This window comes from Shewanella sedimentimangrovi (genome assembly GCF_017354965.1).
GTDB classification, from domain to species: domain Bacteria; phylum Pseudomonadota; class Gammaproteobacteria; order Enterobacterales; family Shewanellaceae; genus Shewanella; species Shewanella cyperi.
The window spans coordinates 2,125,518-2,148,203 of record NZ_CP071502.1; the positions used below are offsets into that span (position 1 = coordinate 2,125,518).

At 55.5% G+C, this 22,686-nt stretch carries 18 protein-coding genes and 1 tRNA gene; 5 read left to right on the forward strand and 14 right to left on the reverse strand.

Annotated features, from left to right (window positions below; genetic code table 11):
* Nucleotides 1-82: 82 nt before the first annotated feature.
* Complete coding sequence (locus JYB85_RS09235; RefSeq protein ID WP_207379081.1) at nt 83-2,101, reverse strand: NADPH-dependent 2,4-dienoyl-CoA reductase; 2,019 nt, start codon at nt 2,099-2,101, stop codon at nt 83-85.
* 163 nt (nt 2,102-2,264) lie between these two features.
* Between JYB85_RS09235 and sppA the strand changes: the two genes are divergently transcribed.
* Both sppA and ansA read left to right on the forward strand, forming a co-directional pair.
* Nucleotides 2,265-4,118: a signal peptide peptidase SppA gene (sppA, locus tag JYB85_RS09240; RefSeq protein WP_207379082.1), complete on the forward strand. Its 1,854-nt coding sequence runs from the start codon at nt 2,265-2,267 to the stop codon at nt 4,116-4,118.
* A gap of 118 nt (nt 4,119-4,236) precedes the next feature.
* Nucleotides 4,237-5,262, forward strand: coding sequence for an asparaginase (gene ansA, locus JYB85_RS09245; RefSeq protein ID WP_207379083.1), 1,026 nt, complete (start codon nt 4,237-4,239; stop codon nt 5,260-5,262).
* 52 nt (nt 5,263-5,314) lie between these two features.
* Here the strand turns inward: ansA and JYB85_RS09250 are convergent, their stop codons facing one another.
* From JYB85_RS09250 to JYB85_RS09265, 4 genes are all read right to left on the reverse strand, one after another.
* A complete protein-coding gene (locus tag JYB85_RS09250) occupies nt 5,315-5,608 on the reverse strand; it encodes a YeaC family protein (protein WP_207379084.1) in 294 nt (97 codons plus the stop codon).
* Nucleotides 5,605-5,922 (reverse strand): zinc ribbon domain-containing protein, encoded by a 318-nt coding sequence (locus tag JYB85_RS09255; protein WP_207323903.1) that lies wholly within the window; start codon nt 5,920-5,922, stop codon nt 5,605-5,607. Before JYB85_RS09255 ends, JYB85_RS09250 begins: the two co-directional genes overlap by 4 nt.
* 9 nt (nt 5,923-5,931) lie before the next feature.
* Nucleotides 5,932-7,059, reverse strand: a complete 1,128-nt coding sequence (locus tag JYB85_RS09260; protein ID WP_207379085.1) for a M14 family metallopeptidase — start codon at nt 7,057-7,059, stop codon at nt 5,932-5,934.
* A gap of 196 nt (nt 7,060-7,255) precedes the next feature.
* Nucleotides 7,256-9,040 carry a DUF885 domain-containing protein gene (locus JYB85_RS09265; protein WP_207379086.1) on the reverse strand — a complete coding sequence of 595 codons (1,785 nt, stop codon included), beginning with the start codon at nt 9,038-9,040 and terminating at the stop codon, nt 7,256-7,258.
* A gap of 347 nt (nt 9,041-9,387) precedes the next feature.
* Between JYB85_RS09265 and JYB85_RS09270 the strand changes: the two genes are divergently transcribed.
* A complete protein-coding gene (locus JYB85_RS09270) occupies nt 9,388-10,086 on the forward strand; it encodes a hypothetical protein (RefSeq protein WP_207379087.1) in 699 nt (232 codons plus the stop codon).
* Between the two features lie 34 nt (nt 10,087-10,120).
* Nucleotides 10,121-10,735 (forward strand): RES family NAD+ phosphorylase, encoded by a 615-nt coding sequence (locus JYB85_RS09275; protein WP_207379088.1) that lies wholly within the window; start codon nt 10,121-10,123, stop codon nt 10,733-10,735.
* A 313-nt stretch (nt 10,736-11,048) separates the two neighbouring features.
* Here the strand turns inward: JYB85_RS09275 and JYB85_RS09280 are convergent.
* The 7 genes from JYB85_RS09280 to astE form a co-directional block, all read right to left on the reverse strand.
* A tRNA-Ser gene (locus JYB85_RS09280) sits at nt 11,049-11,136 on the reverse strand.
* A 134-nt stretch (nt 11,137-11,270) separates the two neighbouring features.
* Nucleotides 11,271-13,283, reverse strand: coding sequence for a methyl-accepting chemotaxis protein (locus JYB85_RS09285; protein WP_207379089.1), 2,013 nt, complete (start codon nt 13,281-13,283; stop codon nt 11,271-11,273).
* A gap of 128 nt (nt 13,284-13,411) precedes the next feature.
* Nucleotides 13,412-14,479 (reverse strand): quinolinate synthase NadA, encoded by a 1,068-nt coding sequence (gene nadA, locus JYB85_RS09290; RefSeq protein ID WP_207379090.1) that lies wholly within the window; start codon nt 14,477-14,479, stop codon nt 13,412-13,414.
* Nucleotides 14,480-14,655: 176 nt separating this feature from the next.
* Nucleotides 14,656-16,221 carry a dihydrolipoyllysine-residue acetyltransferase gene (locus JYB85_RS09295; RefSeq protein ID WP_207379091.1) on the reverse strand — a complete coding sequence of 522 codons (1,566 nt, stop codon included), beginning with the start codon at nt 16,219-16,221 and terminating at the stop codon, nt 14,656-14,658.
* A gap of 9 nt (nt 16,222-16,230) precedes the next feature.
* Entirely contained in the window at nt 16,231-17,208 is a 978-nt protein-coding gene (locus JYB85_RS09300) for an alpha-ketoacid dehydrogenase subunit beta (RefSeq protein WP_207379092.1), read from the reverse strand.
* 3 nt (nt 17,209-17,211) lie between these two features.
* Nucleotides 17,212-18,390, reverse strand: coding sequence for a thiamine pyrophosphate-dependent dehydrogenase E1 component subunit alpha (locus JYB85_RS09305; protein WP_207323909.1), 1,179 nt, complete (start codon nt 18,388-18,390; stop codon nt 17,212-17,214).
* 154 nt (nt 18,391-18,544) lie between these two features.
* Entirely contained in the window at nt 18,545-19,579 is a 1,035-nt protein-coding gene (gene astE, locus JYB85_RS09310; RefSeq protein WP_207382022.1) for a succinylglutamate desuccinylase, read from the reverse strand.
* A 244-nt stretch (nt 19,580-19,823) separates the two neighbouring features.
* Between astE and msrA the strand changes: the two genes are divergently transcribed.
* Nucleotides 19,824-20,318, forward strand: a complete 495-nt coding sequence (gene msrA / locus JYB85_RS09315) for a peptide-methionine (S)-S-oxide reductase MsrA (RefSeq protein ID WP_207379093.1) — start codon at nt 19,824-19,826, stop codon at nt 20,316-20,318.
* 93 nt (nt 20,319-20,411) lie between these two features.
* Here msrA and pgm read toward each other — a convergent pair whose 3' ends face one another.
* Together pgm and seqA are read right to left on the reverse strand one after the other, a co-directional pair.
* Nucleotides 20,412-22,058, reverse strand: coding sequence for a phosphoglucomutase (alpha-D-glucose-1,6-bisphosphate-dependent) (gene pgm, locus JYB85_RS09320; RefSeq protein ID WP_207379094.1), 1,647 nt, complete (start codon nt 22,056-22,058; stop codon nt 20,412-20,414).
* 31 nt (nt 22,059-22,089) lie between these two features.
* Nucleotides 22,090-22,629 (reverse strand): replication initiation negative regulator SeqA, encoded by a 540-nt coding sequence (gene seqA / locus JYB85_RS09325; protein ID WP_207379095.1) that lies wholly within the window; start codon nt 22,627-22,629, stop codon nt 22,090-22,092.
* Nucleotides 22,630-22,686 lie beyond the last annotated feature (57 nt).

Genomic DNA, 22,686 nt, shown 5'->3' on the forward strand with positions numbered 1-22,686 from the left:
TTGCTTGTTCTTATCAGCCAAACGTGAATTTAGCATAGCAAAACGCCCGCGGCTGCGGGCGTTTGTCAGTGAAACCGTGTGACTAAATTCGTGCCGCCAATTCGGTTCCCTGGCGGATAGCGCGCTTGGCGTCCAACTCGGCGGCCACATCGACGCCACCTATCAGGTGAACCGGCTTGCCCGTGGCCTCCATGGCGGCAACCAGCTCACGGTTCGACTCCTGACCGGCACAGAGCACCAGGGTGTCCACCGGCAGAATTTCGCTTTGCTCTCCCACCTTGATATGCAGTCCCTGCTCGTCAAACTTCTCGTAGCTGACACCGGTTTTTTCCACCACACCGTGCTGTTTCACCACGGCCCTGTGGATCCAGCCCGTGGTCTTGCCAAGGCCCTTGCCCATCTTGGAGGTCTTGCGCTGCAACAGGTAAAGCTTACGCTCGGGCCCGTGGGCCTTTTCCGGGACTTTCAGGCCGCCGGGGGTGCGATATTCCTTGTCTATCCCCCACTCGTTAAGCCAGCGGTCCCTGTCCAGGGTCGCCGAGGATGTTTCGCCGAGGAAGTGGGCCATGTCGAACCCGATACCACCGGCCCCCATCAGGGCAACCCGCTCACCCACCGGCACTTCACCGCGCAGTACCTGTTGATAGGTCACCACCTTGGGAGAGTCAAAACCCGGTAAGTTCACTTTTCTCGGTACCACACCGGCGGCGATGACAATTTCGTCGAAGGTTTCGGCCTTCAACGTGTCCGCATCCAAACGGGTATTGAGCCTGAGTTCTACACCGGTTTCCTTGAGTTGAGTGAGGAAATAGCGGATGGTCTCGTTGAATTCTTCTTTGCCGGGGATCCTGCGAGCCAGATTAAACTGGCCACCGACTTCGGAAGCCGCCTCAAACAGCACTACCTTATGGCCTCTGGCAGCCGCACTGACGGAGAATGCCAAGCCCGCGGGGCCTGCGCCCATGACGGCAATGCGTTTGGGCGCCGTTGTTTTGCTCAGATTGAGCTCGGTTTCATAACAGGCCCTGGGGTTCACCAGACAGGTGGCGCGCTTGAGCTGAAAGGTATGATCCAGACAGGCCTGGTTACAGCCGATACAGGTGTTAATCAGATCGGCTCGGTCCGCCGCGGCTTTATTGACGAATTCAGGATCCGCCAGGAAAGGCCTGGCCATGGACACCATGTCCGCCTGGCCCGATGCCAGGATCTGTTCAGCGATTTCCGGGGTGTTGATCCTGTTGGTCGCCACCAAAGGTACCTTCACCTCGCGCTTGAGCTTCTCGGTCACCCAGGAAAACGCCGCCCGGGGCACGCTGGTGGCTATGGTCGGCACCCTGGCTTCATGCCAGCCGATACCGGTATTGATAATGCTGACACCCGCCTGCTCCAGTGCCTTGGCCAATTGCACTACTTCATCCCAGCTGGAGCCCTGCTCCACCAGATCCAGCATCGACAGGCGGAAGATGATAATAAAGTCTTTGCCGACCTTGGCCCTTATGGCTTTAACGATTTCCAACGGGAAGCGGGCACGGTTGTCAAAACTGCCACCCCATTCATCGGTGCGTTTATTGGTGCGCTGGCAAATAAACTGGTTAATCAGGTAACCCTCTGAGCCCATCACCTCGACACCATCGTAACCGGCCTTGCGAGCCAGTGAAGCACTGGTAGCATAGTCTTTAATGGTGCAGCGAACCTGACGTGGCGACATGGCGGACGGGGTAAAGCGCGATATAGGAGCTTTTATCTTGCTCGGCGCCTGCGAAAAAGGATGGTAGCCGTAGCGGCCCGCGTGCAGGATCTGCATACAGATCTTGCCGCCGGCCTGGTGCACCGCATCCGTTACTATTTTGTGTTTCCTGACCTGCCAGGAAAAGCTCAGCTGACTGGCATGGGGAGCCAAACGGCCACGAAAATTGGGCGCAATACCGCCGGTCACAATCAGACCAACACCGCCCTCGGCACGCTCACGATAAAACGCGGCCAATTTTTCAAAACCGCCCTTTTCTTCTTCAAGACCGGTGTGCATCGATCCCATTAATACCCGGTTTTTCAATTGGGTAAAGCCCAGGTCAAGGGGTTGCAACAGATGTGGAAACGGCATTCAAACATCCTTTTAAAACAGGTGATTTAATGGAGCATACCCAAAGAACCCGCCAAGCTCAACCGGCACCTGTGGCCGCATGTTAAAAACCTTTACAATTGCGCGTCGCCCGCATAGCTAAATTGCTGTAACATAACGGCAGATCATATTTCAGGAGTGGCAGATGGCCCGTAAACCCTTAACAACCCGCAATACCTTAGCGCTTATCTGGAACACCATTAATTTTGTTCGCAAGCTCATCATCAACCTGGTGTTTTTCCCCGTTTTCCTGCTGCTGTTTATCGGCGTTATCATAGCCCTCAGCAGCAGCGAAGAAACCCGGGTAGAGCCCGGTTCGGCGCTGGTTTTGGATCTCAACGGTACCCTGGTTGATCAGGCCCGTCCTGTGGATCCCATCGAAAGTCTGTTAATGCAGAACAAGCGCGACAGAGAAGATGCCGAAGTACTGCTGTCTGAACTTCTGTATGTTATTGAAAATGCAAGCCATGACGACAGAATAAGCACCATAGTGCTGGATCTGGCCAACCTCCATGGCGGCGGCATCAGCAAACTTGAGGCAGTGGGCACAGCCCTGAATAAATTCAAGGAAGCCGGCAAGTCCGTGGTTGCCATAGGTGACTGGTACGGTCAGGGAGAGTATCTGCTGGCCAGCTATGCCGATACCATTTATCTAAATCCCCAGGGCATGGTATCCCTCGACGGTTTCGCCAGCTACCGGATGTTCTTCAAATCGGCACTGGAAAAACTCAAGATAAAGACCCACGTGTTCCGCGTCGGCACCTATAAATCAGCTGTTGAGCCTTTCATCCGCGATGACATGTCCAAGGAAGCCAAGGAAGCCAGCGGCGCCCTGCTCGGTGATATCTGGCAAAGTTTTGCCGACACCGTCAGCCACAACCGTGGCATACCAGCCGAGAACCTGGTACTCGACGGTGACACCTATCTCGCCAAGCTGGAAGCCGCCGAGGGTGATTCTGCCAAATTGGCCTTGGACATGGGCTGGGTCGATGCCTTGGCCAGTGCCGAGGAATTCCGCGTTGCCATGGTAGACAAGGTTGGCAAGGCCAAAGAAGGCAACGGCTTCCTTGCCATCCATTACGATGAATATGCCAAGCTGGTGGCGCCAAGCCCCTCTTTTGCCCCTATGGACAGTGTGGCCATAGTGGTTGCCAAGGGCACCATACTCAATGGCTACCAGGCTCCCGGCGACATTGGTGGTGAAAGCACATCCGAGTTGCTGCGCAAGGCCCGTTTCAACAAGCAGGTCAAAGCCCTGGTGCTCAGGGTAGACAGCCCCGGCGGCAGCGCCTTTGCATCTGAGCAGATCCGTCAGGAATTGTTGGCACTGCAAGCCGCCGGCAAGCCCGTGGTGGTCAGCATGGGCAGCATGGCCGCCTCAGGTGGTTACTGGATTTCCGCCAGCGCCGACTATATCTATGCCACTCCAACCACACTTACAGGGTCAATTGGTATTTTCGGTATGATCACCACCTTCGAAGACTCCCTGGCGAGCCTTGGGATCCACACCGACGGTGTGGCGACCAGCGAATGGGCGGGCATGTCTGCCACCCGTAGCCTGTCGCCCAAGTTGGAGGCCGTCATTCAGCGCCATATTGAGCGCGGTTACCACGAGTTTATCTCTCTGGTGGCCAAGGAGCGCAATATGACGCTCGAGCAAGTGGACAGCATAGCTCAGGGCCGGGTATGGAGTGGTAAAAAAGCTCTGGAGCTGGGGCTGGTCGATGCCATGGGTGATATGGATGAGGCCATCGCCAAGGCTGCAGAACTGGCGTCGCTGGACACCTTCGATACCGAGCTTATCGAGCAGGAACTGACACCGGAGCAAAAGTTCATTCAGGAAATGTTTGCCCATGTCGCCGCCTGGATGCCAATCAGTGTGCGTCAATCCACACCGCTGGAGCAGATGCTGGGCCAATTGTCCGGGGCCGTGGCCGAAATCGCCGCCTTCGACGATCCCAACCATGTGTATCTCTACTGCGAGCTTTGCAGCCAGTAAAGTTAAATCGCCCGGTTCGCCGGGCTTTTTATTGTTTCTTTTCTTACGCCTTAAATACCTTTTTCAGCGTCAAGCCCTTATAATCGGGCCACTCTCTCCAGCTTTTAAGTCAGTGCAGATGTCGGTGCAGAATCAAAAACGTTCCATTTATGTTGCCTACACGGGCGGTACCATAGGCATGCAAAAAACCGTTAACGGTTTCGTGCCGGTGGCGGGTTTTCTCACCCAGTGCGTGCAAGCCATGCCCGAGTTTTATCACGAGGAAATGCCCGAATTCGTCATCCACGAATATTGTCCGCTGATCGACTCGTCAAATATGTCTCCGGCCCATTGGCAGATGATTGCCGATGATATCCAGGCCAACTATGACAAGTACGACGGTTTCGTGATCCTGCACGGCACCGACACCATGGCCTACACCGCCTCGGCCCTGTCCTTTATGCTGCAAGGCCTCACCAAACCGGTGATAGTCACAGGATCGCAAATCCCCCTGGCCCAACTGCGCTCAGACGGTCAAACCAATCTGCTTAACGCCCTGTATATCGCCGCCAACTACCCGGTGGCCGAAGTGTGTTTGTTTTTCAACAACAAGCTGTTCCGCGGCAATCGCACCACCAAGGCTCACGCCGACGGTTTTGATGCCTTTGCCTCGCCCAATTTCCCCTTGTTGCTGGAAGCCGGGATTAAGATCAATCTCAAGGCCGGCAAAATCTGCACTGCCAGCGATGGCAATCTCAGGGTCGCCACCATAGAGCCCCATCCCATAGGAGTGGTGACACTTTACCCCGGGATCTCCACCGAGATTTTTATCAATATTTTGCAGCAACCGGTGAAAGCGCTGATCCTGCTGACCTTTGGTGTGGGCAATGCGCCCCAGGATGAAGGCCTGCTCAGGACCCTCAAGGAAGCCGATGAGCGCGGCATAGTGCTGGTCAATCTGACCCAGTGCTTCCAGGGCAAGGTGAACATGGGAGGCTATGCCACAGGCAACGCCCTGGCCAGGGCCGGAGTGATCGGTGGCAGCGATATGACCATAGAAGCCTGCCTGGCCAAGTTGCACTTCCTGCTGTCGCAGCACCTTTCCAGCGAGCAAATCAAGGCCGCAATGAAGCAGAATATTGCCGGCGAGCTGACACCGGATTAGTAAAACAGATATAAAAAAGCCGGTCATCGACCGGCTTTTTTATTCATGAAATTCAGATTTCGTCGTTACCGAAGATGGCGATAGACTCACCACCGAAATCCCGCGCCATGCGCTTTTTCAATTCCAGCTTGGACAGATCGTTGAATACACCATTGGCACCTATGGTCAGATGTTGATCCTGCTGCAAACGGCGCGCCTGGTACAACATCACCACCTGCAGGGTATTGTCGCGCTGCTCTTCACTGAGCACAGTGCCGTCTTCCCACTTGCCAAGCTCGACCGCTGAGCGCATCCGCTCGTACACCTCATGGGGCATTTCATCTATGATGCGATTAATATCCGTCATATGCTTTTCCGCTTATGTAACACAATTTGAACCCGGGTGATCAGATAACCGATAAACCCCAGACTGAAACACAAGGCACCTGCCTGTACCCTGATGCCCTCGGCAGCTTCGCCGCCCCAGAACCAAATCACCACCCCGGCGATAAACAGGGTCATGGCCACAAAACTCTGGTTCATCAGTCTTTGGGTTTTCTGGATGTGGGCAATGCGCATTCTGGAATGCATATCGCCATCAACGCCGGTACTGCAATGGGCACACTGCTTGGCCTTGCTGGAAATACGTTTGCCACATACGGGACATTGGATCAGTGCCATGGCGCCTCCTTATCTGAGTTTGTCGACCACGGCCAACATGGCCAGCAGTGACGCTTCGCCCAGGTACACCGAGCGCTCGGGTGACCAGCCCACCAGGGGATCGGACAGGTTGTCGTTATCTTTGAATGGCATCTCCAGGGTGTTTGACAGGCAATCAAATTCCTGGGCCACCCAGTTGGAGGCCACAGTCATGTTGGCCTTGCCAGGCTCGTCCTTGGTGTAACCAAACTGGCTCTGGAAATCGGCGCTGGCCAGGGTCAGAGCGGCAACGAAATCCTGTTGCAGGCCGGCAAGACGCTCACCCCAGGCAGGTACGCCCTCACTGCCCGCCAGGAACACATAGGGCAAACCTTCATCGCCGTGGACATCGTAGAAGAGGTCCACACCGGTTTCTTTCATCTTGTTAACCACATGGTACACCTCTGGGCTGCGCTCCAGACTCGGGGTCTGCCATTCGCGGTTGAGATTGACGCCTGCGGCGTTGGTACGCAGGTGACCGCGCACCGAGCCATCGGGGTTCATGTTGGGCACTATGTAAAAGTTCGCCTTGTCGAGCAGCGACTTGGCGGTAGCGCATTCGCGATCCAGTAAGCGGTTGAGCAAACCTTCCACCAGCCATTCGGCCATGGTTTCACCCGGATGTTGACGGGCAGTGATCCAGATATTGCGCTTGGAGGGATCTTCATCACCGACTTTCACCAGGGTGATGTCGCGGCCGTCCAGGGTCAGCCCCAGGTGCTCCAGATCCACGTCAGGGTGACGCTGAACCGCACTGAGCAGATCCCAGTGACGCTCATAGCTGTAGGGGGCGAAATAGGCAATCTGGATGGCGCTGCAATCCAGCTCAACGGCGATGGACAGGACCCCATTCTCGTAGCTGGTTGGCAAACGGAACCAATGCTGACGGTCGTAACTGGCGGCCGCCTGGTAGTTTTCCCAGCCCTTGGGATAGGAGGCAGTGCCGGCATTGATAATATTCAGCCGATATTGGTTACCCACCTCACCTTCAAAGCGGAAGTTGAACCATTGGTAGAATTCGCCGCCGGCATCGGGGCGAATAGCCAGTTGGATGTCGTCCTTGTTGTCTAGGTTGATGACCTGGATGTTGCCACCATCAAAATTGGCACTGATGCGCATTGTCTGTTCCTGAATCGGGTTTGCGGTAACGGCGCTGCCCGGTGAAGGGAAAAGAGCCGCCTTTCTTGCGCCATAGGATAAACCAAATTGGCCCGGATTCTAAGCCCCCCGGCACTTTGAGGCGGCTAAATGGGTCGGTTTGCGCCTATCAGTAAGCACGACGGCAAAAAAAGGGCCCCATCTGGGGCCCCTGGCATTACTTACCTTCTTTCATCAAGGATTTGATGTACTTGACCGGCGCACTGCCATAGCTGAGGAACTGCTCGTGGAAGGCCTTGAGATCAAACTTGTCGCCCTGCTCCTGCTTGAGCTGTTCACGGAAATCATAGATCTCACGGTAACCGGCATAATAGCTGGTGAGCTGCACCTGGCTCAGGGTGGCGCGGCGCCATTTGCCTTCGGCCTCGGCCTGCTGCTGGAAGGCCTCTTCTGTCATCAGACGAATGGCCTCATCCCTGTCCATGCCCTTCACCTGGATGCTGTAGTCCAGAATGGTGTTGACTATCACCCTCAGGTTCCACTTGTAATACATGAGCCACATTTCAGGCTCAAAATTACCGTAGCCCTGCTCCAGCATCATACGCTCGGTATAAACGGCCCACCCCTCCACCATGGCGCCGTTGCCGAACAGGCTCTTGACCAGGCTCGGAGATTCGTTGGAATACACCAATTGGGTGTAGTGGCCGGGAATGGCTTCGTGGATATTCAACACCTGCAAAATCCAGTGATTGTATTCCCGCAGATAGCTTTCGGCCGACTCGTCACTCATGCCATCGAGGGGCGTCACGTTGTAATAGGTATTGCCACCCTTGTCGTAGGGGCCGGGGGCACTGACACTGGCACCGGCATAGCCACGCATATACTCGGGCGTTTCCCGAACCACCAGAGGTTTGTTGGGGTCGAGGGTCAACAACTGGTGTTGATTGACAAATTCCACCAGGGTTGGGATCTGTGCCCTCACCTCGGCGACAAAGTCATCACGCTTCACATGGTTGGCCGACAACTTGTCTATCATCTGGCGGATGGCAATTTTCGGCTCCGAAGGCATGGGCTCACTGATGTACTTGTCCCAGATTTGGGCAGTGAGCTTGGCCATTTCGGCTTGCACCCTGTCCTTGTCCGCGAGAGCCTTCTGATACAGCTCATTGGCGGTCATGCCAGACTGGATGTCGTAGGCAAACTTCTGCTCATAGAGGGCTTCGCCAATACGGAAATCCTTGGCGCCGTCCTGTTTCAGACTGGCAATCAATTGCTCCAGCCAGCTGTTGTGCTCCTTAATGGCATCAACGGCCGCCTGATAGCGGGTTTGGAACAAGGCCTTATCGGCATCGCTGAGTCCAGAGGCGGCAACTTTGGCCACCAGCTCATCATTGAGTACCGAAAACGCCCCCTGGTTTTGCTGCAGTGCCAACTCGGTATGTTCCAGGGTTGGGTTGACTATGTTCGCCCTGGCCGCTGCATAGTAGGCCGGCACATTTTCCAGGCGGGACACCAGGCTCTTCAATCGACTATCCAGTGACGCATACTCTTCGTTAATCAGCTGGGCGAAACCACCGGCAACATTGTAACCGGACGGATCCCACTGCCAGGATTTGAAGGTCTGTTGCTCCCAGGCCATGCTGGCAAGCAGGTTTTCGATCAAGCGGTAGTCAATCAGTTCGCCGGCGCTGAGCTTGCCGGTATCAAACTGGCTGAGCGCTTTTTGTTGGGCGGTGACAAAGGCCAGGGTCTGGGCCATGGTCTGTTCATTGGGGATCTGCAGAAAACCGTCATAGTCGTGGACACCACTGTAAAGTGCCCAGGTGGGCGCCACTTGCCACAGGGCATCGATAAAGCGGTTACTGAATGCGGCAAAGTCCTGCACCTGGCTCACTGCCTGGGGCGCGCTCGCCTCCGGTGCAACCTTGTCCTGAGGGTTGCAGCCGGTCAGGGAGCCCACGCCGGCCAGGGCCAGCGCCATGACGAGAAATGATTTTTTCATGCTTGTCCTTGTTGTCGTTTTGGCATCAAAGGCGTCAGTAAAACACGGCAGCAACAAAAACTTAAGACGAAAAAGACCGGATTCATCTTTTGTTACCAAAATAACAAAAGCGGCGTTACGCGTGGACGGGAAAGATAAACAGCTGAAAAACAAAACGGGGACCAGCTAAGCTGATCCCCGTCTCTAAATGTGGCGGTGGAAAGTTATCTGTTAAGTGATTTTTGGTGAAGTTCCCCGCCAAAATATACACACCGCATTTCGCAATGGGAATTGCGAAATGTGTTTGCGGCACGCTGATATATGTTACTCTTAATCTATCCTGTATATCCTCAGTAAGGGAGGGTACTATGAAAAGTGAAGCATGCTTAGCGCCGACAAAAGCGGCTATAAAAAAGCAAGAGAAAGGTTCGAACCACTTTATAGCTAGAACGCACAGACTCCAACAAGACCGAGTAAAACAGCTTCGAGAGCGATATAGACAGCTCGAACGCACTAAAGAAGCAGCAAAGAAAAGTCCGGAAGTTGCAAAAGAAACAGTAGTTGCAATGTATGACCTCATTGACGGTTTGCTCATTTCATTTACCGAGCTATACAGCGTAGTTGAAGAGTTGGTCGATAAGATTGAAAGCGCTCCAAGCACAAGCAGGTTGAAGCTATCAAGCTCTGACTCGCTTCTTCAATTGGTGTTGAAGGACGGAAATTGGTTTGAAGCGAAAGAGGTTAGCGATCATGCTGGCTATAGAAACGTAAACAAGTCATCAATGCCGAATAGATGGAAAAATGACCGAAGGATTTTTGCCATCCGCCACAATGGAAAGGACCTATTCCCTGGATATGCATTAGGTGATGATGGGAAGCCAATCGAGTCTATGCATAGAGTCTTGGAGATATTTGGTCGCCAAAAGACTCCTTTAGCTGTTGCAGCATGGTTTGCCAATGACAATAGTTGGCTAAGCGGAGCCAAGCCGATGGATGTAATAAGAAGGGATCCTGAAAAAGTGATCAAGGCAGCGAAGATGGAGGTAGAACCAATTGTCCACGGATGATTCTGACAAAAAGCTACCAAAGCCAGGACCAAAGTTGAGCATCAAACTTGAGTCGCTTTCGGCTGGAACGGAACTTAAAAGGGTTCACGCTAGCGCCTTTGGCCCAACCACTTTTAACCCTGGTTTTGGATGGTCTCGTTTTAGCCCTGTTTCTGACGCCCTCCATGAGGTACCAACGATGTACGCTGCGCAAAGCACGCAAGGCGCACTTATGGAGACCGCATTCCACGACGTGGCACATACTCCGGGGCCGAAATCATATGATGCGAACAACCTGAACGGACTGATGCTAAGCACAGTCCGAATCAATACTGACTTGACTCTGGCTAAATGCTATGGCCCAGCGCTGCGGGCTTTAGGGATTACAGAAGGAGAACTGGTCCACAGCGATGCATCCCAGTACGATGAAACAAGGGAATGGTCCAAAGCCATTCATGCGGATCCCGCAAAAGTGGATGGCCTCATTTGGAGATCTAAACAAGGTGATGGCCATGCGTTCATGCTATTTGGTGATCGCGTTCAAGAGTCTGATTTAGGCATAGTAAACTCTGAGATTCTTGTAGAGTCGGAGGAAGGAGTTAATGCCATAAATGAACTGGCTGACGAAATGAACCTCGTACTCCACAAAAACCCGCTGTTTGAGGATTAGAGCCGCTAATAACCCACTATTCACGCCTATTAGGAGCGTTGCAGCTCTCCGCATCCTCTCGCTTCACAGTACCTCGGCAACTAGGTACTCCTGAAATGTATTGCCCGACAGCTGGGCCACAGTGACACCACGATGATCAAGAAGCACTATGGACTTTGGCTCCCCAAAAACTCGCAGAGGATGGCCGATAAGATTTCGGCAATGATGGGGTTTGACGCGGACATAAGCTGTCAGGAAAACGCTGCTTTGGTCCCAAAATGGTCCCAAAGCAAAAACGGGAACCAGTAAGTTACTGATTCCCGTTCTTTAAATGTGGCGGTGAGGGAGGGAGTCGAACCCTCGATACGTTTCCGTATACACACTTTCCAGGCGTGCTCCTTCGGCCACTCGGACACCTCACCATATTGTCATCGACCGGGCGCACATCTCGCTTTCCCCTGTCGACGGAGCGGTACTTTACGCAAAAGCCCAGGCAGGGTCAAGCAAAAAAGTACAAGGATTATGTGTTTGCACACTTGCTAAGCAAACCGCTGATTTAAGCGCCAATATTGCCTTTGCCCAGCTTGAATTTAGCCACTTCCCTGGACATCAGCTCCACTTCCTCCAGCAGCTTGTCATTCAGGCTGCCCAGCGATTCGGCAACCGCTTGCGTATTTTGATAGATCTCACTTATCCGCAGCGCATTGCGGTTCACTTCTTCAGCTACCGCAGATTGTTCGTGGGTGGCCGTTGCTATCTGCTCGTTCATTGAGTCTATGACGCCCACATGTTTGGCGATACGCTCCAGCTCCTTGCCGGCCTTCTCGGCCTCGGCAACGCTGGAACCCGCCTGTTGCTGACCGCGTTGCATGGCATCAACCGCCACCACGGCACCGTTCTTTAGCCGCTCTGTCATGGTACGTATATCCGTGGTGGATGCCTGGGCCCGCTGTGCCAGGGTACGCACCTCATCGGCCACCACGGCAAAACCCCGGCCCATCTCCCCTGCCCGCGCCGCCTCTATGGCCGCATTCAGAGCCAACAAATTGGTTTGCTCGGCAATGCTGCTGATAACCTCCAGCACACTGACTATGCCCTGAATGTCAACATCAAGCCTGTGGATGGCATCGGCAGCGAGATCTATGTCATGGGCCAGAGCCGAGATGGAACGGCCGGTTTCCTGTACTTCCTGGCTCCCCTTGTTGGCCTCTTCGCTGGCCTTGTTGGAGGCTGTGCTGGCCTCCACCGCGCTGGAGGCTATTTCATTGACCGTGGCCGTCATCTGGGTCATGGCCGAGGCCACCTGCTGCGCTTCGTCGTGGCCCTGAGCCACATCGGTGCGCATTTGCTGCGAGAAGGCCTCCATTTGCTGCACCGCTTCAGCCACCTGGGCACTGTTGCTGTTGACCCTGATAATGATCCGCTCGAAGTCTTCCATCATAGCGTTATAGGCCTTGGCCAATTGACCAAACTCATCCTCACTGCGGTGCCCTATGCGGGTGGTCAGATCGTGCCTGTCCCTGGCATGGCGGATCTGACCGACAATGCCATCCACCGTCTTATGCAGGTAATGCATCACGGTCAGGCTCAGTACCACCACCAGGGCCAGGACCAACACCAGTGAGGTGCCAACCCACATCAACACCTGATTGGCCGCGGCCATACGAATGGTCATCATGTCGCCGAGTTCCTTGGCAAGCATTTTTTCGGTTGCATACAGGCTGTTAATTCTGTCGGTGGACATGGAAAACCACTCCTCCGCCGACTGGCCGCGGATTTTTGCGCTGTCCTGCGACAATGCTAGTTCCCGGGCGGCCTCAACCCGAGCGAACTCGGCTCCGCTCTGCAGTAGGCGCCAGCTTTCCTGCCAGGCATCGGGAGCCAGGGCATTGAAACGTTCCGCATAGGTGCGCTGTTCGGATACCAGATTGATAAAGCGATTGAACATTCCCGGCTTGAAGCCCTCGGTACCGAAGGTGGAGCTCAGCACCGCCCGTTCAATCCCGGCGCGTTCCTTCATCTGCAGATAGGCGCTGAATGAGGCCAGGGCCACGGCCAGCGATTGATCCCGTCCCTGCTTGACACTTTCATCCACTATGCCCAGCAGCAAGGCATTGACCTCGGTGTAATAGGCCACCGCCTGAGGAACCGCCACAGTCAGATCATCCACCTGATTGCGCATGACAGCCAGACGGGCCAATTGCTGTGTTGCACTGTTGATGTCCGCCGCCACACCGGCGGGGAAATCATTGCCCGCGATAAAGCGTTGAAACTCATTGCGCCTGTCATCGGTTAAACGACGCTGTCCGGGCAGTTGATTTGCAAAGGCTTTGCCCGATGAACCGAGAAAACCGGCACTCATGCCACGCTCTTTTTGCAGCTCGTGTACCAGGGCACTGTTGCTCACCGCAAGTTCGGTTAACTGCTGCACCTGTGCCAGAGACTGTTTGTCATGCCAGGCATCCCTGAGCATTAGACTGCCGTAGATCAAGTACCCAAGCAGTGAGGGCATAACCACCATTAAAAGTTTTTGTTTGAGGCTGAGATTGCCTATCCATTGCCAGTTCATAAAGATCCCTTTATTGATGCGGTTGTGGACGAGTCTACCTCAGCAAGTCTAGACGCCACATACGCCTTTGGTAGGGTAACTGGCCAAAAAAAAGCCCACCTTCAGGTGGGCTTTTCGGTAGCCTGGACTCAGGCATTACCTTTGAGCTGCATGTTCAGTCCCTTGGCAAAATCCAGCATACGATCCAGCGGGATCAAGGCCTTATGACGCAGGTTTTCATCCACATGGATCTCGTGGTTTTCCATATCGCTGCCGCTCAGTGCCGCCTCTATGGCCTTGAGGCCGTTCATGGCCATCCAGGGGCAATGGGCGCAACTGCGACAGGTGGCGCCGTTACCGCCTGTGGGTGCTTCAATCAGTGTCTTGCCCGGGGCCGCCTGCTGCATCTTGTAGAAGATGCCCCTGTCGGTGGCAACGATGAAGGTGTCATTGTCCATGGTCTGGGCGGCACGGATCAGCTGACTGGTGGAGCCCACGGCGTCGGCCATCTCAACCACACTCGCAGGCGACTCTGGGTGCACCAGTACCGCCGCATCGGGATACTGGGCCTTAAGTTCACGGAGGGCCTTGGCCTTAAATTCATCGTGCACTATACACTCGCCCTGCCACAGCAACATGTCGGCGCCGGTTTGCTTGGCAATATAGCTGCCAAGGTGTCTGTCCGGTCCCCAGATGATCTGCTTGCCTTCGCTGTCCAGGTGCTCGACGATTTCCAGGGCTATGCTGGAGGTCACCACCCAGTCGGCGCGGGCCTTAACGGCCGCCGAAGTATTGGCATACACCACCACCGTATGATCCGGATGGGCATCACAGAAGGCGCTGAAGGCGTCTTCGGGGCAACCGAGATCCAAAGAACAGGTGGCTTCCAGGGTGGGCATCAGCACGGTTTTTTCGGGGCTGAGGATCTTGGCGGTTTCGCCCATGAACTTCACCCCGGCCACAATCAAGGTCTTGGCAGCATGATCGCGGCCAAAACGCGCCATCTCCAGCGAATCTGACACGCAGCCACCGGTTTCCTCGGCCAGGGCCTGGATCTCGGGATCGGTATAGTAGTGTGCTACCAATACCGCATCGCGCTCCTTGAGCAAGGCCTTGATCCTGGCCTTGTAGTCGGCCTTTTCGGCATCGCTCAAGGGGACAGGCTTGGGAGGAAATGGATACTGAATGCTTTCGATAATTGGGGCAAGCTGACTCATGTTGGTTCCACCGTCTGACAACTGGGGCGAATTATACGAAATTGAGCCGCAAAGATTAACCCATTTTATGGTGGAGGGCCCAAAAAGCCCGCGGCTCGGCGGCCGCGCCGCGTGCCAACTGAGCACGGGAGCCAATAAAAAAGGACGCCGCAGCGTCCTTTTTTGATGCCCGACCATCAATGCATGGCCAGCAGCATCTCCTGTGGGTTTTCCAGGTACTGTTTCCACAGGTTACAGAAGCGGGCTATGGTGCCGCCGTCGATAACCCTGTGATCCCCGGACCAGCTGACCTGCATGATCTTGCGGGCCTGCACGCTGCCATCGGCAGCAAAGCGTGGCAGGGTTTGCACCTTGCCAAGGGCCACAATGGCCACTTCCGGCTTGTTGATGATGGGGGTTGCCACGGTACCACCCAGAGCACCGATGTTGGAGATGGAGATGGTACCACCCTTGATATCCGCCGGCGCCACGCGACCACTGCGGGCGCTGTCGGTCAGGCGGGTGATTTCCGCAGCCACTTCCAGGATGGACTTGTTCTGTACATCCTTGACGTTAGGCACCAACAACCCCACCTTGGAGTCCACCGCCATGCCGATGTTGTGGCTGGCCTTAAATGTCAGCTCGGTACAATCGGCATTCACCTGACTGTTCAGCACGGGGAATTGCTTGAGCGCCAGTGACATGGACTTCATAAAGAAAGGCATCATGGTCAGCTTGAGTTCATCGGAACTGTACTTGGTCTTCATGGCTTCACGCAGGGCGATAAGATCGGTCAAATCTATCTCTTCGCAGTAGGTGAAGTGCGGGATGCTGGACACAGAGTCCATCATCTGGCGTGCCATGGCGGCCTGAACACCGCGGATAGCGACGACTGTATCGGCTGCGGCTGGTGCAACAGCGGCAGCTGCGGCTACAGGAGCAGTCGCTGTTTGCGGCTGGGCTGAAGCCTGTACAGCAGGTTGTCCAGAGACAAAGCGCTGCACATCTTCCTTGTACACCCGGCCGTGTTTGCCACTGCCGGGAACCTTGGACAGGTCCACATCCAGGCTGCGGGCAAGACGGCGCACCGCGGGGCTCGCCAGGGCCTTGCCCTGGGCGACAGGTGTCACGGCAGCATTGCAGGCCGCAGCCTGGGGCGCAGCTTGTGCGCTTCCCTGAGCCTGAGAAGCGGCAACAGCGCCGGCGGCACCTTCCACTTCGATGGCGTACAAGGGCGCATGCACCTTGGCCAGTTGGCCCTTGCGATAATGCAGTTTGACTATCTTGCCGGGTTTGATGGCAGGGATTTGCACCAGGGCCTTGTCGGTCATCACGTCGGCGATGGGTTGGTCTTCCACCACCATATCGCCTTCGGCAACCAGCCACTCCACCAGTTCACATTCAACTATGCCTTCACCTATGTCCGGCAGCAGGAATTCTTCCACAGCGGCGCCGCTAGCCGCAACCGCAGGAGCGGCAGCCGGTGCTGGCACGGCTGCGGCTGGAGCTGAGGCTTCGGCTTCACCGCCGATATCCACGGCGTACAGCGGCGCATGCACCTTGGCAATATCGCCCTTGGCGTAATAGAGCTTGCTGATCACACCGGCAAAGGGGGCCGGGATCTGCACCAGGGCCTTGTCGGTCATCACGTCACAAACCGGCTGGTCTTCGGCCACAGTGTCACCTTCGGCAACCAGCCACTCCACCAGTTCGCACTCAACCACACCCTCACCGATATCCGGCAATATAAAATCTTTAATCATACCGGACTCCTAGAATGCGACGCAGGCCTTGATGGCTTCAAAGGTCTTGAGCGCATCGGGCATATATTCTTTTTCGTGGATCAGCGGATACGGGGTATCCAGACCACACACACGGGCTATGGGTGATTCCAGATACAGGAAGCATTCTTCCTGTATGGTGGCGGCGATTTCGCCGGCAAAACCACCGGTCAGCGGCGCTTCGTGGTTAATCAGCAAACGGCCGGTTTTCTTCACCGACTCGGCAACCGTGTCCACATCCCAGGGTGACAGGGTGCGCAGGTCGATAACCTCGCAGGAAATGCCTTCGGCAGCGGCCATTTCGGCGGCCTTCTCCAGGATTTCCATCTGGGCGCCCCAGCCCAGCAGGGTGATGTCTTTGCCCTGCTGGATAACTTCGGCCTTGCCCAGTTCGATTTCGTAATCCCCTTCCGGCACTTCGCCAACGGAAGCGCGGTAGAGACGCTTGGGTTCAAAGAACACCACAGGGTTGGGGTCACGGATGGACGCCAGCAGCAAGCCCTTGGCCTGATAGGCGTTACGGGGCACTACAACCTTGAGACCCGGGGTACCGGTGAAATAGGCTTCAGGGGATTGCGAGTGGTAATGACCACCGGCAATACCGCCACCGTAAGGGGTACGGAAGGTCAAACCGCCGACGTTGAATTCGTTACCTGAGCGGTAACGGAACTTGGCGCTCTCGTTCACTATCTGGTCGAACGCCGGGAAGATGTAGTCGGCGAACTGGATCTCGGCCACCACAGTCATGCCATTGGAGGCCAGACCGTTGGCAAAACCGGCGATACCTTGCTCGGTCAGCGGCGTGTTGAAGCAACGCGCGCGGCCGAAGGTATCCTGCAGACCGGATGTGGCACGGAATACACCACCGAAGTGGCCCACGTCCTCACCGAACACCGTCATGGTGGAGTCTTTTTCCATCGCAATGCGCAGGGCACTGTTGATGGCATGCAACATATTCATTTCAGCCACGGCTTACAGCCTCCCAGAGGTTTTTGGATAGGATTGAGGGTACTTTTTGACATGCTCTTTCAGCGCATCCAGCTGCTTTTGCAGCAGCGGTGTCGGCTTGTCGTACACATCCTCAATGATTTCCTCAAGCAGTGGCGCAGGCACCTTTTCGGCAACCTTCACCGCCGCCAGCACCTCTTCACGGTACTTCTCGTACAGGGCAACATCTTCGGCTTCAGTCATCCAGCCCTTGTTGATCAGCCACAGCTTGAAGCGCTTGACCGGATCATGTTCACGCCACTTGGCTTCTTCTTCCTTGGAGCGGTATCCGGATGGATCGTCTGAAGAAGAGTGAGCGCCCAAACGGTAGGTCATGGCTTCAATCAGCACAGGAGCATTGTTTTCCACCGCGTAGGCACGGGCCTGTTGGGTGGCGGCCAACACCGCCAGCATGTCGTTGCCGTCGACGCGTATGGTGTGCATGCCATAACCCACACCGCGGCTGGCAATACCGTTACCGGCAAACTGCTCTTCGGTTGGGGTGGAGATGGCGTAGCCGTTGTTGCGACAGAAGAAGATCACTGGCGATTTCAACACGGCGGCCATGTTCAGGCCGGCGTGGAAGTCCCCTTCCGAGGCCGCGCCTTCACCGAAGTAGCATACGGCGACATTGCGCTGGCCCTTCAGTTTGAGGCTGTAGCCCACACCCGTGGCCTGGGGAATTTGCGTGCCCAGGGGGGAAGAAATGGTTTGATAGTTCAGCGCGGCGCAGCCGTAGTGGATGGGCATCTGCCGACCCTTGCCGAGATCTTTCTCGTTGCTGAACATCTGGTTCATGAACTGCTCGGTGCTGAAACCGCGATAGCGCAGCGCAGCATGCTCACGGTATTGGGCCAGGATGATGTCGTTATCATCCAGTGCGGCGACGCTGCCAACGATGGCGGCTTCTTCACCGGTACAGGTCATGTAGAAACTGATCCGTCCCTGACGCTGGGCACCGAGCATGCGCTCGTCCAGAACCCGGGTAAAGACACAGGCATCGTGGATACGCTTGGCCAGAGCCTCATCGATTTGAGGCAGCACGGCCTGTTCAAAGGTGGTACCGTCGGCTTGGAGAATTTTCAACACAGGGATAGCAAGCGACTCCCTGTCCAGAAAGGCGACGCGATGCACCGTTTCGCTATTCGTTGTTGCGTTGCTCATAATTTGCTCTTGTTATTGGTGGCCGGCGCAGCACGCCCTGCCAGTTGCTAAAACGCGGACTGAACATTACGTTAACGTAAACTACCTATCAACCATTGGCACCCGTCCGGCGCCAACTTAGGACCGGATCGGATGTATAAATTGGTTTACAAGCTTAGCGTACGTCCGGCGCCTGTGCCGCTGTCAGCATGATCACAGTGCGCTGCCCCACGGGGACCTTGGCGTTCGGAAACACCACGGCCTCGCTGTCGAGTTCAACCCTGATGTCCTTGCCCCCTTCCCTTGCAAGCACAAAGCCCTTGGGGAAAGAGGTAAAGTTCTCGACATCGGAGGCAAAGGTAAATTCAAAGTCTTCGGCCTGCTTATTGATCACCCGGCACACCTGATACAGGTTGACCTTTTCCGGACCATAGCTTTCCAGCTCCAGATCCCGGCCGCAAATCAGTCGGCTCAGCATCTCGCGGGTGGCAATAAAGCGGGTCATGTCGTTCTGGCCCATGGGATAGACCTTGCCCAGCTCTATGGTGAAGGCATCGGCGCCATAATTCTCGGAAGAGAAATAGCTGAAGGTGGTGGTCGGCTCATGATGGAACAACACAGTATCCACCCCGGCGGCCTTGAGGAACATGATCTGTTCGGCGCTGTAGGCGCGGCCCGGACGGTAGGGATAGATGGCAAACTTTTCGTGCTTGGAACCCCGGATGGCGGTATGCAGATCGTAATGAATGCGCTGCGCCCCTTCACGGGCACTGAAGAAACGATCCACATAGGTTTCCAGCTTACGGGCGCGGATCCGCTCCGGATTCACCAATCCGGGTCCTCGGGAATGCTCACCGCTGAACAAACGGTTCATGTTCTCATCCACTATGCGGGTGCCATTGTTGATGGCGGCCGGATTGCCGATGAGAAACAGGGTGCGCTCGCCGACCCGGATTTTGTCTTCCAGCAGATCGCGAATAAGACCGTTGCACAGTTCTATGGGGGCGGTTTCGTTGCCGTGAACGCCGCAGGACAGCACCACATCTTTATTGGCGACTTGCTGCAGTGGCTGAAACAGGATCACGCCCGTGTCCCAGACATCAACCCGGGTATGTTCGCCTATGTCGAAGCCAAAGGGCTCGGGAAAGCTTTGGGGATTGGCCAGGGTCAGGGCCAGGAAATCTTTGGTTTTAAGCAAAGTGTCGAGCACAGCGAATTCTCCTTGTTCATCCGTAACGGCGGTGGGCACAAACGGGACTAATACTAACATAAGTGGCTGAGGTGTCAGCTATCCCTTTCGCTGCCTTACCGGATGAGGACAAGGTCTTACTTCTGCCCTACTGCTGCTACGCATGTTTCTACGCTTGCTTTTCCTTTTGCATTGCTCTTGCATTTGTCTTGGCATTTGCTCACAATGTTTAGCCATCCAGACATCCATTTATTGTGAGAGATTCATGTCAGCACAACAAACCTCCCTGGCCACCTTCGGCGCCGGCTGCTTTTGGGGCGTGGAATATTTCTTCCGCCAGGTCCCCGGCGTGCTTAATGCCACCTGCGGTTACATGGGTGGCAATAACCAGACCACCACCTATGAAGAGGTTAAAAAAGGCAAAACCGGCCATGCGGAAGTGGTGCAGGTGGAATTCGATCCCACTCAGGTCAGCTATGAAGAGCTGCTGCAGGTGTTCTGGAAAAACCACAATCCCACCAGTCTCAATCAACAGGGTGGCGACATAGGCACCCAGTACCGCAGCACCATTTTCTTTCACGACAAGCAGCAAAAGGCCGAAGCCGAAGCATCCAAACTGGCGCTGGCCCGCTCCGGCAAATGGGGCATTCGCCACATAGTGACCGAGATAGTGCCGCTGCAGCGGTTCCACCGCGCCGAGGAATACCATCAGGACTATATCCAGAAGAACAATCTGCCGAGCTGCCACCTGGAATACTGATTGGCTTTTCGACCATAAGTACAAAAAGCCGAAAGCAAGGTAAAAGAAAACGCGCCCAAGGGCGCGTTTTTTTATGTCTTAATGATTAGCCTATCAGCCCTTAAGGGCGGCGCCAATCAAGGCCTGGGCCTCGGCTATCAGCTCTGTCAGATGGACTTCGCTGACAAAACTCTCGGCATAGAGCTTAAACAATGGCTCTGTGCCAGATGGGCGCGCTGCAATCCAGCCATTGGCCGTGACTATCTTGATCCCGCCGATGGCGGCACCGTTGCCCGGTGCATGGGTCAGCACCTCGAGTATGGCATCGCCGCCCAGGGTGCTGGCATTAAGGCTGTCGCCATTAAGTCCGGCAAACTTGGCCTTCATCTTGGCATTGAGCGGACTGTCAATACGGCGATAGAAGCTGCGACCATGTTTGGCCGCCAGCGCCTCATAACGCTCGGCGGGCGTCTGGCCGGTGACAGCCAAAATTTCCGCCGCCAGCAGCGCCAGAATAAAGCCGTCCTTGTCGGTACACCAGGTACCGCCATCACGGCGCAGGAAGGCGGCACCGGCACTTTCTTCACCGCCAAAGGCCACGGTGCCATTTGCCAGCCCATCCACAAACCACTTGAAGCCCACCGGCACTTCCATCAAGGGCCGGCCATGGGCGGCGCAGACCTTGTCGATGAGGGCGCTTGACACCAAAGTCTTGCCGATGGCGAGGTTTTCGGCCCAGCCGGGTCTGTGACCCAATAGGTAATCTATGGCCACCGCCAGGAAGTGGTTGGGGTCCATCAGGCCGCTGCCGGGGCAGACTATGCCATGGCGGTCGTAGTCCGGGTCGTTGCCGACACAGATATCAAAGGCATCCTTGTGGGCCAGCAGGCCCTCCATGGCATGGGGCGAAGAGCAGTCCATACGGATCTTGCCGTCCTTATCCAGGGTCATAAAACCAAAGGTCGGGTCGACCCTGTTGTTGACGACCGTAATGTCCAAACCATAGCGCTTGGCGATTTTGTCCCAGTAATAGATGCCGGAGCCGCCCAGGGGGTCAACACCTATGCGTACCTTGGCCCTGGCTATGGCCTCCATGTCTATGACCTGGGCCAGATCGTCCACGTATGGGCCGATAAGATCCTTGTGTTTGAGCAGCGGCATTGCGCGGGCCACGCTGTAATTAACCCGTTTGACGCCATCGAGGTTGTGTGCCAGGTAGTGGTTGGCACGGGTCTCAATCCAGGAGGTGATCTCCCCTTCGGCGGGGCCGCCGTGCGGCGGATTGTACTTGATGCCCCCGTCCTGGGGCGGATTGTGGGACGGGGTGATGATCAAGCCATCAGACAATTCGTTGCTGTTGGCGCTTTTGTTGGCACTGAGAATGGCATGGGACACCACGGGCGTCGGGGTAAAGCTGTCATTTTCCTGGGCGATGACACACACCTGGTTGGCCACAAGCACCTCGATTGCGCTAACGTAGGCGGCCTGTGACAGCGCGTGGGTATCCATACCAAGATAAAGGGGCCCTTGAATACCCGCCTGCTTGCGGTAGTCCACCACGGCCTGGGTGATGGCCAGGATATGCCGCTCGTTAAAGCTATTCAAAAAGGCACAGCCCCTGTGGCCCGAGGTGCCAAAACTCACCCGCTCCGCCGGATTGCCGGCATCCGGCACCAGGCGGAAATAGTGGCTCATGAGTTTGGGAATATTGACCAGATCCTGTTGCTGTGCCGGGGTACCGGCGCGCTCGTGTATTGCCAAAACCATTACTCCTTGTGTTGCGCTTGCGGACTTAACCCAGCGCCCGCTCGCCGATACTGGCAGCACGCACGGGATCGCAGCCAAAGCACTCCAGCACTTCCTGCAATATCATGCGCTTCTTACCTGTGTTGTTATTGGTGGTAACCCAAAAACCACTGCTGCCGATTTCCTTGGGATTGGCCGACTGGCTGGCCTGCAACAGCGCATCCCTGGAGGTCGCAAAATAAAGCCGATCGCGGCCCTGGATTTGCAGTACCTTGGAGAAACCCGCCGGGTTCGCCCGATGAAGGCTCTCAAGCACAAACAGGAAGCGGCCAACCGCGCCCTTTTGTTGCTCCAGCAGGGATTCAGACAGCAGATGCTCGAAATCATATTCGGCATTTATGTCAGTTTGAGGGGCAAGGGTCGCCTCCATGCCAGGCTGGCTGATGGGCTTGGGTTCGGTGTTGACCACTTCGGTCACCGACAGCCCCAGCAGGCGCCGTAAAATGTCTGAAGCACTCTCGCCTATCCTTTCCGTTTTTGCTGCGATAAAACGATAAAGCTCTTCATCCACTTCAATGTATTTCATAACCCTCGAGTTCCTTAATCTTATGGTTCGTCACTGACGGCCACAGCCAACACTGTG